Annotated in this window: 9 protein-coding genes; 3 read left to right on the top strand and 6 right to left on the bottom strand. The window is 63.7% G+C overall.

What is annotated here, in order from left to right; translation table 11 throughout:
- Window positions 1-91 precede the first annotated feature (91 nt).
- Genes lolE through OKB81_RS16075 form a run of 3 tightly spaced genes read right to left on the bottom strand, consistent with a single transcriptional unit; the run spans window position 92 to window position 3,307 of the window.
- A complete protein-coding gene (gene lolE / locus OKB81_RS16085) occupies window positions 92-1,333 on the bottom strand; it encodes a lipoprotein-releasing ABC transporter permease subunit LolE (protein WP_270666233.1) in 1,242 nt (413 codons plus the stop codon).
- Complete coding sequence (lolD, locus tag OKB81_RS16080; RefSeq protein WP_010674567.1) at window positions 1,333-2,031, bottom strand: lipoprotein-releasing ABC transporter ATP-binding protein LolD; 699 nt, start codon at window positions 2,029-2,031, stop codon at window positions 1,333-1,335. Before lolD ends, lolE begins: the two co-directional genes overlap by 1 nt.
- A gap of 40 nt (window positions 2,032-2,071) precedes the next feature.
- On the bottom strand, window positions 2,072-3,307 hold the full coding sequence (locus OKB81_RS16075; protein WP_010674566.1) for a lipoprotein-releasing ABC transporter permease subunit: 1,236 nt from the start codon (window positions 3,305-3,307) through the stop codon (window positions 2,072-2,074).
- A gap of 76 nt (window positions 3,308-3,383) precedes the next feature.
- Here OKB81_RS16075 and OKB81_RS16070 point away from each other — a divergent pair, with 76 nt between their 5' ends.
- Entirely contained in the window at window positions 3,384-3,959 is a 576-nt protein-coding gene (locus OKB81_RS16070) for a PilZ domain-containing protein (protein WP_042863798.1), read from the top strand.
- A 42-nt stretch (window positions 3,960-4,001) separates the two neighbouring features.
- Complete coding sequence (mfd, locus tag OKB81_RS16065) at window positions 4,002-7,466, top strand: transcription-repair coupling factor (protein WP_270805314.1); 3,465 nt, start codon at window positions 4,002-4,004, stop codon at window positions 7,464-7,466.
- 518 nt (window positions 7,467-7,984) lie between these two features.
- Here mfd and fbp read toward each other — a convergent pair.
- Both fbp and OKB81_RS16055 read right to left on the bottom strand, forming a co-directional pair.
- Complete coding sequence (fbp, locus tag OKB81_RS16060; RefSeq protein WP_029314452.1) at window positions 7,985-9,019, bottom strand: class 1 fructose-bisphosphatase; 1,035 nt, start codon at window positions 9,017-9,019, stop codon at window positions 7,985-7,987.
- Entirely contained in the window at window positions 9,007-9,249 is a 243-nt protein-coding gene (locus tag OKB81_RS16055) for a hypothetical protein (RefSeq protein ID WP_125117245.1), read from the bottom strand. The genes fbp and OKB81_RS16055 overlap by 13 nt, the downstream gene beginning before the upstream one ends.
- A gap of 143 nt (window positions 9,250-9,392) precedes the next feature.
- Between OKB81_RS16055 and OKB81_RS16050 the strand changes: the two genes are divergently transcribed.
- Window positions 9,393-11,009, top strand: coding sequence for a peptide ABC transporter substrate-binding protein (locus tag OKB81_RS16050; RefSeq protein WP_270666237.1), 1,617 nt, complete (start codon window positions 9,393-9,395; stop codon window positions 11,007-11,009).
- Window positions 11,010-11,278: 269 nt separating this feature from the next.
- Here the strand turns inward: OKB81_RS16050 and OKB81_RS16045 are convergent, their stop codons facing one another.
- Window positions 11,279-12,199: a DMT family transporter gene (locus OKB81_RS16045; protein ID WP_109112215.1), complete on the bottom strand. Its 921-nt coding sequence runs from the start codon at window positions 12,197-12,199 to the stop codon at window positions 11,279-11,281.
- Window positions 12,200-12,374 lie beyond the last annotated feature (175 nt).

Raw genomic sequence — 12,374 nt, 5'->3', positions numbered from 1 at the left:
GCGATAAAATCAGATCACAATCGAAGCCATTTTTATATCTATTTCAATTGGTTGCTGCTAAAGATCCTGTACATGATCACATCCATGGGTATCAATGCCCCAGCTCCCGGGACGGCACCAGGCCGCTCGCCCGCCAGGCGGGATAGAGGGTCGCCACCAGGCTCATCAGGATGGCGGCGCCGGTCACGATGAGCAAGTCCTGCATGTGCAGCTCGGTCGGCAGGAAGTCGATGAAGTAGATGTCCGGATTGAGGAAACGGTGCCCGATCACTCCTTCGATGGCGCTCAGGATCTGGGTCAGCTTGCTGGAGAGCAGGCCGCCCAGCAGGGCGCCTAGCAAGGCTCCCGCCACCCCGTTCACCATCCCCTGGATGACGAAAGTGAGCCGGATCTGGCCCGGGCTCGCCCCCATGGTCTTCAAGATGGCAATCTCGCTGCGCTTCTCATTCACCGCCATCACCAGGGTGGAGACGATGTTGAAGCAGGCCACCGCCACCACCATCAGCATCACCACGTACATCACGGTGCGCACCATCTGGATGTCCTGATAGAGATAACCCTGACGGCTCATCCAGCTACTGATATAGACGTAGTGCGGAAATTTCTGGGCCGCCGCCACCGTAATGGACTGGGCCTTGAGCACGTCGCTCACCTTGATGCTGAACCCCTTCACCGCGCTGCCCATGCCGGTGATGGCCTGGGCGTCCGCCAGGTGCATGAAGCCGAGCAGGCCGTCGAGCTGGCCACCGATCTCGAGCAGCCCTACCACGGTGAGCGCCTCCCGTTTCGGGTTCTTGATGCCGGCGGCATCACCCGCCTGGGGCAGCAGCAGGGTGACGGTGTCCCCTGTCTTGACCCCCAGCTTGTCGGCGATGATCTTGCCGAGGATGACTCCGTGTTCACCCGCCTGCAGCTCGCGAAGGCCCCGACCCGTCATGAAGTTGCCCGCATCGGAAAGATTGGCTTCCAGCTCCGGCAGCACCGCACGCAGCTGGACCCCCTTGAGGGCGGAGCCGTGCTCCAGCAGGCCGTCCAGGCGAATGACGGGCGCAGCCGCCTCCACCCCGGGCTGGGCCAGCAGGTAGTCCCTGAGCCGCGGCCAGTCAGGCAGCGGCGCTTCCATGCCGATGAGCTCGCCGTGAGGGACCACGGAGAGCACCCGGTTCTTGAGCTCCCGCTCGAACCCGTTCATGGCGGAGAGGCCAAGAATGAGGGCCATCACCCCGAGGGCGATCCCGATGAGGGAGGAGGCCGAAATGAAGGCGATGAAGCCGTTGCGGCGGCGGGAGCGGCTGTAACGCAGGCCCAGGAACAGGGGCAGCGGCTTGAACATCAGGCGACCTCCGCCATGATGCCGCTCACCAGGGTGACCCGGCGGTGGAGCTTGGCGGCCAGGCTCAAGTCATGGGTCACCACCACGAACGCGGTGCCAAGCTCGCGGTTGAGCTCGCACAAGAGCTCATAGACGGCGGTGGCGCTGGCATGATCCAGGTTGCCGGTGGGCTCGTCCGCCAGCACCAGGCTGGGTTCGTTGACCAGGGCACGGGCGATGGCCACCCGCTGGCGCTCACCACCGGAGAGCTCGGACGGTCTGTGGTTGAGACGGTGGGAGAGCCCCACCCGCCCCAGCATCTTGCTCGCCTTCTCGGTGGCGCTGGCCACCGACTCACCGGCGATCAGCAGCGGCATGGCCGCATTTTCCAGCGCGCTGAATTCCGAGAGCAGGTGGTGGAACTGGTAAACGAAACCCAGCTCCTGGTTGCGAAACCTCGCCTGGGTGCGGCTGTCCCAGCCATGGATGTCCTGCCCCTTGAACAGCACGGCGCCGCTGGAAGGGTTGTCCAGCGCCCCCATCAGGTGCAGCAGGGTGGTCTTGCCGGAGCCCGAGCTCCCCACCACCGCCAGCATCTCCCCGGGGGCGACGTCCAGCTCGATCCCCTTGAGTACCTGGGTCTCCAGATTGCCCTCTTTGTAGACATGATTGAGGGCCTGACAGCGCAGCAGCGGCTCGCAGGAGACGGATTGATTCATAACGGGGGCTCCACTTGCACCTGTAACAACAGAAGATGAATTATTCATAACGCAGCGCCTCCGCCGGTTTGACCCGGGCCGCGCGGGAGGCCGGGTAAAGGGTGGCACTGAAGCTGAGCAGCACGGCGCCCAGCAAAATGGTCATGACCTGGGCCGGCTCGACGATGACCGGCAGACCGCTGCCCCCTGCCGCCATATAGAGGTTGAGCCCAAGGGCATTGAGCAGAGGATTGAGGCCAAAGCAGAGCGCCAGCCCCGCCAGCCCCCCGAACAGGGCGCCGATTACGCCGCTCGACGCCCCCAGCACCATGAAGATCTTGACGATGCCGGATTCGCTCATGCCCATGGTACGCAGGATGGCCACCTCCCCTTCCTTGTCGGTGACCACCATCACCAGGGCGGAGAGGATGTTGAAGGTGGCGACCGCGATGATCAGCACCAGCATCAGCCCCATCATCCGTTTTTCCATGGCCACCGCCTGGAACAGCTCGCCGCGCTCGCGGCGCCAGTCCTGCCACTCCAGCCCGTCCGGCAACGCGGTCTTCACCACCTCGTCGGCGGCGAAGGGATCGTCCAGCCAGAGGCGGATGCCGCCCACCTTGTCTGCGGGCAGGCGCAGCATGCGCTGGGCATCCCCCAGGGCAATCAGGGCCACCTGGCTGTCCACGTCGGCGCCGACCCCGAAAATGCCGGAGACGGTGAAAAGACGCTGGGCCGGCACCCGGCCAAAGGGGGTAAAGCGGGTACCTTCGGTCAGGATGAGACGCACCTGGTCGCCGATGGAGACCTTGAGTCGGCTGGCCACCCCCTGCCCCAGCACGATGTGGTATTCACCGGCCTGCAGGCTGTCAAGGCGCCCTCCCAGCATCTGGGCGTGCAGGATGTCATCCTTGGGCCAGCGGGCGGGATCGATCCCCTGCACGCTCACGCCGGTGAGCTGACCCGGGCTTTGCAGCATGCCTTCGCTGTCGAGCATGGGGGCCGTGGCCACCACGTGGGGCAAGCGGGCCAGGTCGGGCAGACCTTCGGGCTCGGCCTCGATGCGTCCGGCCTGATTGGTCACCACCACATGGGGGATCACACCGAGGATGCGCCCCTTGAGCTGGCCTTCGAACCCGTTCATCACCGAGATCACCACCATCAGGGCTGCGACCCCGATGGCGATGCCAAAGGTGGAGAACAGGGAGATAAAGGAGACGAAGCGGTTACTGCGTCGCGAGCCTGCATAACGCAGGCCGATGGCCAGCGACAGTGGCTGAAAAAGTCCGGTCTTCAAGGATATCTACGTTGCCAACGAAATAAGATACCGGATAATAAAGGGAAACCGTCTATGACAACAAGGGATAGCCTCCATGCAGGAACAGTTCTTCAGCGTCACCCATGCCACGCCGGTCAATGTGATCCCCATGCCGGCCGACTTTCGTCTGCCGACGCTGGAGGCCCTGGAGGCCGAGTTGCCCGAGCCGTTTCGCATCGCCTCCGCCATCACCTCCATCGATCTGGTGAGCAGCCGGTTGCTGCGCAGCCAGAACGAGTCCATGCACGATCTGGTGGAGATCATCAACCAGCAGTCCCGCAAGATCGACATGATCATGGGCTATGTGCTGGCGGCCCAGGATCACCCCGAGCACCGCTTCCACACCCTGCGCTTTGGCGCCGGGCAGCTCACCTACCTGCACCCCCACCAGGGGCACGGGGAGGCCCCCGCCCTGCACCAGATAGTGCGGCTCAAGATCTTCCTGCGGGAAGAGGCCTCCGCCGTCTACTGCTACGGCGAGGTCGTGCAGCGGGACGCCGGAGAGCATGGCACCCACGTGGTGCTCGACTACGTGCGCATCCGCGAGGATGACCGGGAGCTGCTGGTGCGCGCCAGCCTGCATGTGCAGTCGAAACAGCTCAAGCTGCGTGCCCAGGAACGTCAGCGCTAACCCAGGTCCATGTCAAAAGAACGCCAACAGTAAAAGACTCCGATGATGCCAATGACCCTCCCCGCCTTGCCCGCCAAAGCGGGCCATAAGACAACGTTCGGCCAGCTGGTCGGCAGCAGCCTGGCTCTGGTTGCCGCCCGCCTCACCCGGGAAGCCCGAAGACCCGTCCTGCTGGTCACCGCCGATACCCCGAGCGCCCTGCGCCTTGAACAGGAACTGGGGTTCCTGCTGGCGGATCAGGATTGCCCGGTGCTGCTGTTCCCGGACTGGGAGACCCTGCCCTACGACAGCTTCTCTCCCCACCAGGACATCATCTCCCAGCGCCTCGAGACCCTCTACCAGTTGCCGCAGATGCGCCACGGCGTGCTCATCGTGCCCATCTCCACCCTGATGCTGCGCACGGCGCCCCAGGCTTATCTCGACAAATACAGCCTGATGGTCACAAGCGGCCAGCGCCTCAACCTGCAGCAGCTGCGCGGGCGTCTGGCGGAGGCGGGCTACGTGGCGGTGGAACAGGTGCTGGAGCACGGCGAATTCGCCGCCCGCGGCTCCCTGCTGGATCTCTTCCCCATGGGGAGCAGCCGCCCCTATCGCATTGATTTTTTCGATGACGAGGTGGACTCCATCCGCCCGTTCGATCCCGAGACCCAGCGCTCCAGCGAGCCGGTGAAGTCGGTGAGCCTCCTGCCCGCCCGGGAATTTCCCACCGACGAGGGGGCCATCGAGCTGTTTCGTGGCCAGTATCGCGAACAGTTCGAGATCTCCCGGGCCGAGGGCTCCGTCTATCAGGAGGTGAGCAAGGGGCGCTGGCCCGCCGGCATCGAATACTACCTGCCGCTCTTCTTCAACCAGACCGCCAGCCTGTTTGACTACCTGCCAGGCAACACCCTGCTGCTCACCGTGGGGGAGATCTACCCCGCGGCCCAGCGCTTCTGGAACGACATCGGCCAGCGCTATGAAGACAGGCGCTGGGACAACACCCGTCCCCTGCTGCCGCCCCAGCAGATCTATCTGCCGGTGGAGCAGCTCTTCGCCGCCCTCGGGGACTATGGCGCCGTGCGTCTGCAGGAGGCGACCGTTGACGGCGGAGCGGGTCAGCACGATCTGCCCCTCGCCCCCCTGCCGGATCTGCAGCTCGACCACAGCAAGGAGCAACCCCTGCTGGCCCTTGACGGCTTCCTGCAAGGCTTTGCCGGGCGCACCCTGTTTGCGGTGGAGTCCGAGGGGCGGCGCGAGGGGCTCGGGGATCTGCTCGCACGGATCAACCTGCAACCCCGGGAGTTTGCCTCCCTCGACGCCTTCCTCTCGAGCGATGAGCGCCACGGGCTGCTGGTCTGCCCCCTGGAGCGGGGCTTCCTGCTGCAAGAGCCCGGCCAGACGCCCCTTGCCCTCATCACCGAAGCCGAGCTGCTCGGCGGCAAGATCCGCAGCAAGCGCCAGCGGGACAAGAACAAGAACCTGAGCTCGGATGCGGTGATCCGAAACCTGGGCGAGCTGACCCAGGGCCAGCCGGTGGTGCACCTGGATCACGGGGTCGGTCGCTACCTGGGGCTCGAGACCATAGACGCAGGCGGCCTGCCCACCGAGTTTCTGACCTTGGAATACGCCGGCGGCGACAAGCTGTTCGTGCCGGTCACCAGTTTGCACCTGATCAGCCGCTACACCGGCTCCGACAACCCGCCCAGCCACAAGCTCGGCGGCGAGGCCTGGGTCAAGGCGCGGCGCAAGGCGGCGGAAAAGGTGCGGGACGTGGCGGCCGAGCTGCTGGATGTCTATGCCATGCGGGCAGCCCGTCACGGTTTTGCCTTCAAACACGACCGGGAGGCCTACCGCCAGTTTGCCGCGAGCTTCCCGTTCGAGGAGACCGAGGATCAGCTCAACGCCATCAATGCGGTGCTCGGCGACATGTGCCAGGCCAAGAGCATGGACAGGCTGGTGTGCGGCGACGTGGGCTTTGGCAAGACCGAAGTGGCGATGCGGGCGGCGTTTGTGGCCGTGCACGGCGGCAAGCAGGTGGCGGTGCTGGTGCCCACCACCCTGCTCGCCCAGCAGCACTACGACAACTTCCGCGACCGCTTCGCCAACTGGCCGGTGCGGGTGGAGGTGCTGAGCCGCTTCCGCTCCGCCAAGGAGCAGAGCGCGGTGATGAAGGAGATGGCCGAGGGCAAGGTGGACATCATCATCGGCACCCACAAGCTGCTCGGCGCCGAGCTCACCTTCAAGGATCTGGGGCTGCTCATCGTCGACGAGGAGCACCGCTTCGGGGTGCGCCAGAAGGAGAAGATCAAGGCGCTGCGCGCCGACGTGGATATCCTCACCCTCACCGCCACCCCCATTCCCCGCACCCTCAACATGGCCATGTCCGGCATGCGGGATCTCTCCATCATCGCCACCCCGCCCGCCAAGCGGCTCGCCATCAAGACCTTCGTGCGCCAGCACGAGCCGGCGGTGGTGCGCGAGGCGGTACTGCGGGAGTTGAAGCGTGGCGGCCAGGTCTACTACCTGCACAACGACGTGGAGAGCATCGAGAAGTGCGCCGCCGATCTTGCCGAGCTGGTGCCGGAGGCGCGCATCGGCATCGCCCACGGCCAGATGCGCGAGCGGGAGCTCGAGCGGGTGATGTCGGACTTCTACCACCAGCGCTTCAACCTGCTGGTGTGCACCACCATCATCGAGACCGGCATCGACGTGCCGAGCGCCAACACCATCATCATGGACCGGGCGGATCACCTTGGCCTGGCCCAGCTGCACCAGCTGCGGGGCCGGGTCGGGCGCTCCCACCACCAGGCCTATGCCTACCTGCTCACCCCCCATCCCAAGCTGATGACCAAGGATGCGGCCAAGCGGCTGGAGGCCATCGCGTCCCTCGAAGATCTCGGCGCCGGCTTTGCGCTCGCCACCCACGATCTGGAGATCCGGGGCGCGGGCGAGCTGCTGGGCGACGATCAGAGCGGCCAGATCGAATCGGTGGGCTTCACCCTCTACATGGAGATGCTGGAGCAGGCGGTGGAGGCGCTCAAACATGGCAAGGAGCCGTCGCTGGAGCAGCTCATGAGCCAGCACACCGAGGTGGAGCTGCGCCTGCCCGCCTTGCTCCCGGACGACTACATCCCGGACGTCAACATGCGCCTCTCCATGTACAAGCGCATCGCCAGTGCCGCCGACGAGCAGGAGCTGCGGGAGCTCAAAGTGGAGCTCATCGATCGCTTCGGCCTCTTGCCGGAGCCGACCAAGACGCTGATGGAGCTGGCCGCCTTCCGCCAGCGCGCCACGGCGCTGGGGATTCGCCGGGTGGAGATGAGCGAGCGCGGCGGCTATCTGGACTTTACCCAGGAAACCAAGGTCAACCCGGCCTATCTGGTCAAGCTGCTCTCGGAGCAGCCGCGCATCTACAAGATGGACGGGCCGACCCGGCTGCGCTTCCAAGTACCGACCCAGGACAGGGCCATGCGCCTCAAACTGGTGGACGGCCTGCTGGCGGATCTCGCCCGCCATGCCACCCCCTGAGGGAAAGCATGACGTCAGCAGGGCGCGACCTGCCGCCTACAACAACGGGAGCCCCAGGGCTCCCGTTTCGTTGCTGGCAAGGGGCGGCATCTCGCCCCCGGCCCGCCTTCTTGCCTCCCGATGCCTCGGTTCGCCCTCCTGGCAGCACCATTTTGCCGCCGAATCCATCTGTTGATACGATGCATTGAGTCATAACCCATCTGAAAAACAGATGGATGTGGGGATGATCGTGGGCAAAAACGGGGTCAACGCGCCTCGATAGCCCCGCAGATGGCCCGTGCCGTATTTATCCCGCCCAGGTATCCAGACCAGGTATCCCGGCCAGGGGCCACCAGCCATTGCACCGCGACCGCCGAGGCGCCGCGTCGGTCCGTCAGTCCGTCAGTCCGTCAGTCCGTCAGTCCGTCAGTCCGTCAGTCCGTCAGTCCGTCAGCATATCAACCTGGCTACATCCGCCTGCACGCCAATAAAAACGGGAGCCTTGACGGCTCCCGTGACGAAGGGACGCTGGCCCGGGCTTAGCCCTGGTTGGCCGGATCCTCGTGGGCGGAGAACTCCCGCATGAAGGCCTCGGCCCGCTCCACCATCCTGGTGGACCCGACGAAGTAGGGGGTGCGCTGGTGCAGAGCGGTAGGCTGGATGTCCATGATGCGGCCAAAGCCATCGGACGCCTTGCCACCGGCCTGCTCCACCAGGAAGGCCATGGGGTTGCACTCATAGAGCAGGCGCAGCTTGCCGTTCGGGGAGTTGGTGCCGGACGGGTAGATGTAGATGCCCCCCTTGAGCAGGTTGCGGTGGAAATCCGACACCAGGGAGCCGATGTAGCGGGAGGTATAGGGCCTGTGAGTCGCCTCGTCACGCTCCTGGCAGTATTTCAGGTACTTCTTCACCCCGTCCGGGAACTTGATGTAGTTGCCCTCGTTGATGGAGTAGATCTTGCCCTCCTCCGGAATGCGGATGTTCTCGTGGGAGAGGCAGAAGCAGCCGATGGAGGGGTCATAGGTGAAGCCGTTGACCCCAAAGCCGGTGGTGTAGACCAGCATGGTGGAGGAGCCGTAGACCACGTAGCCCGCCGCGACCTGACGGTGACCCGGCTGCAGGAAGTCCTCCAGAGTGACCCCGGCGCCCGGTTTGCTGACCCGGCGGTAGATGGAGAAGATGGTCCCGACCGAGACGTTGACGTCGATGTTGGAGGAGCCGTCGAGGGGGTCTATCAGCACCACGTACTTGGAGTGACGAGAGAGCTCGGAATCGAAGGAGACGAAGTCCTCCTCCTCCTCAGAGGCCATGCCGCACACCTCGCCACGGGCCTCCAGCGCCGCCTTGAAGCGCTCGTTGGCATAGACGTCCAGCTTCTGCTGCACCTCGCCCTGCACGTTTTCGGCGCCGATGGAGCCGATGATGTCCGCCAGACCCGCCTTGTTGATCTCCCGGTTCACCACCTTGGCGGCCAGGCGGATGGAGCTGAGCAAGGAGGTCAGCTCGCCGGTCGCGGTCGGGTAGTCCGCCTGCTTTTTGACGATGAACTCGCCCATGGTGATCATGTTTCGCATTCTTGTTCCTTTAAGATCGTTTCCGTTGGCCGTTGAAAACGTTTGCAAGTGTCGGCAAAAAAAGTGCCGATCCCCGGCAGCGTTGTTTTGTAACCCAATGTAACGCCTGTTTTTTGTTTTTGCAGCGAATTAAGCCGTTCTTTAAATCGCCAGAAAACCGCGCCACCACGGGCTTTCGCCGTGAAACAAGGGTGCCATCCGGCATCTTTTGGGGGGTTAATTCGTGACAAGAATGCATCCGGGCCGACGCGGCGGCCCGCCTTGCTCCCCCTGGCGCCCGGCAATGTTGCGCCAGAGGCTCCCCTCTTGAGATCTGCCCCCCAATCCCGCACACTGGCTGCGCTTTGGAAGCAAAAAAACATAAGGATATTCAATGAAAAAGTCGCTTATCGCCGGGGCGGTTGCCGCTCTGCTCACCCTCCCCGTCCTCGCCGCCCAGGTGCCTGAAGGCACCCAGCTTCTGCCAGCCACCCAGCAAGTGTTCGTGCGCAACATCGGCACCGAGCCTGCCTCCATCGATCCCCAGATGGTGGAAGAGAGCGCGGGCAGCGACGTCGTCAACGATCTGTTCGAGGGGCTCTATACCCTGGATGGCAACGGCAAGCTGCAGGCGGCGGGCGCCCTTGGCTACGAGCTCGATGCCACGGGCACCGTCTACACCTTCAAGCTCAGACCCGATGCCAAATGGTCCAACGGCGAGCCGGTGACGGCGGCGGACTACGTCTATGGCTGGCAGCGGGCGGCGGACCCCAAGAACGCCTCCAACTACGCCTGGTTCATCGAGCTGACCGGCGTCGCCAATGCCAGCGACGTGGTGCAGGGCAAGCAGAGCCCGGATGCCCTGGGGATCAAGGCGCTCGATGACTACACCCTGCAGATCACCCTGAAAAACCCGGTCCCCTTCTTCCTCAAGACCCTCTCCCACTACACCACCTTCCCGGCGCCCAAGGCCACCATCGAGAAGTTCGGTCATGAGTGGGTCAAACCGGCCAACATCGTCTCCAACGGCGCCTTCGCCCTCAAGGAGTGGACCCCGAACGAGCGCCTCATCGCCGAGCGCAACCCCCACTACTGGGACAACGAGCACACCGTGCTGAACAAGGTGATCTATCTGGAGATCGTCTCCGATACCGCGGCCTACAACCGCTATCGTGCGAGCGAGCTGCACTACACCACCTATCCCCTGGAGCAGTATCAGCAGATCAAGCGCCAGAGCCCGGAGGAGCTGGTGAGCGCCCCCATGCTCACCACCTACTACTACGTGTTCAACACCCAGCGCAAACCCTTTGACGACGTCAGGGTGCGCAAGGCACTCTCTCTTGCCATCGACCGGGACACCATCACGGAGAAGATCCTGGGACAGGGGCAGCTCTCCGCCTTCAGCCTGACCCCGCCGAGCGTGGACGGCTTCGAGCTCAAACGCCCCGCCAGCGAGCTGATGAGCAAGGAAGAGCGCATCAAGCAGGCCAAGGCGCTGCTTGGCGAGGCGGGTTACGGCCCTGACAAGCCGCTGACGGTGGACATCCTCTACAACACCAACGAGGGGCACAAGAAGATAGCGCTCGCCATCTCCTCCATGTGGAAGCACAACCTGGGGGTCAAGGCGGAGCTCAACAACATGGAGTGGAAGACCATGGTGTCGGCCCTGAACGAGGGTGACTTCGGGGTGAGCCGCTACTCCTGGAACGGAGACTACAACGATGCCTCCACCTTCCTCGACATCATGACCTCCAGCAGCAGCGCCAACAGCGGCAAGTGGTTCAACAAGGAGTACGACGCCCTCCTGGCCAAGGCCCATGACGCCAAGGATCCGGCCGAGCGCAACCGCCTCTATCAGCAGGCCGAGGTGCTGATCGACGAGGAGGCCCCCATTGCCCCTGTCTACTTCTACGTGAAATCACGGCTGCTCAAACCCAACGTCAAGGGCTACCCCTACCAGAACCCGCAAGACCTGGTCTATGCCAAGGATCTCTATCTGACGGCGCAGTGACGCTGGGCACCGAACCAAAAAGACCGCCTCGAGGGCGCAATGCTGTTCACTTAAGAGAATTTGAGTTCCAGTCCACGTAGTATCAGGGCTAAAAAATGAGGGAGGCATGATGCCTCCCTCTTTCTATTGCAAGCCACGCTGGATAAAGGCTGAAGGAACATCGACTGGAAACAGCCTTGCTCCCCCAACTCAAGTCGCATTTATGAATAATTAGTCAAAAATGTGCTTATCTGAACAGCATTGCGCCTCGAGGGCGGTCTTTTTTTATCCTACTTTTCCTGACAGCCCGCCACCGCGAGCCGGGCGCGTCTTCGCACCGTCACGGGCCTGACCAGCAACTGCGCCAGCAGCACCCCCATCAGGGTCATGCCGCCACCGATGAGGTGATAGCTGGTGAGCCGCTCCCCGAGCCAGCTGATGGCAAGGGCGGCCGTCATCACCGGCAACAGGTTCATGAAGATGGCGGTGCGGCTCGCCCCGAGCAGGGCAATGCCTTGCATCCAGAGCCAGGGCGAGAGGGCCGAGGTCGGGATCCCCGCATAGAGGATGAGCCAGAGGGCGCTGCCATCGGGCCAGTGCCCGTCCACCAGCAGATAGAAGGGGGTGAGGAACAGGAGGCTGCACAGCACCTGACCGTAGAGCATGGACCAGTTGTCCAGCCCCAGATCCCAGCGCTTGAGCAGCACGCTGTAGAGCGCATAGGTGGCCGCCGAGAGCAGCATGTAGACGGAACCGATATGGATGCCCTGGGTCAGCAGCCGGGCCGGATCCCCCTGCCCCAACAAAATCGCCAGCCCCAGAATGGAGATGGCGCCTCCCAGCAGCGCCCCCCAGGTGGGCCGCTCGCGCAGCAACCAGATGCTGAGCAGCACCGTCATCAAGGGGGTCAGCCCCATCATCAGGCCAATCTCGGTAGCCCCCAGGGTCTGGGCCGCGTAATAGCCAAAGGTCTGGTTCAAGACCATCCCGAGCAGGGCCAGCACCGCCAGCCTCGAGAAACCGGCCCGCAGTTTGCGGCGCTCGCGCCAGGCCCGGTGAGCCAGAAACGGGGTCAGCACCAGGGCCGCCACCATCCAGCGCGACCAGGCGAGCGCCGCAGGAGACAACACCCCGACCGCCAGCTTGCTGACGATGCCATTGCCGGCCCAGATGGCCATGCAGGAGAAGGGAAACAGGAAGGCAAGGGGCATTGCGATATCCAGAATAAAAAGGCGGGTATTGCGCGCGAGTATAGAGAGGCAATCAGGATAAGCAAGCCTGCCAACGCAGGAAGAAGCGCCATGACGCGAACGTAAGCGTTCACCAGCCCCCCGTTGACAGTCGAATGTGACGATCATCTCTTGATCCCCTTTCGGGGGTTGATAG

The organism is Aeromonas sp. QDB56 (assembly GCF_027705505.1).
GTDB classification, from domain to species: Bacteria; Pseudomonadota; Gammaproteobacteria; order Enterobacterales; family Aeromonadaceae; genus Aeromonas; species Aeromonas caviae.
This window is presented reverse-complemented; position numbering and strand designations above follow the sequence as displayed.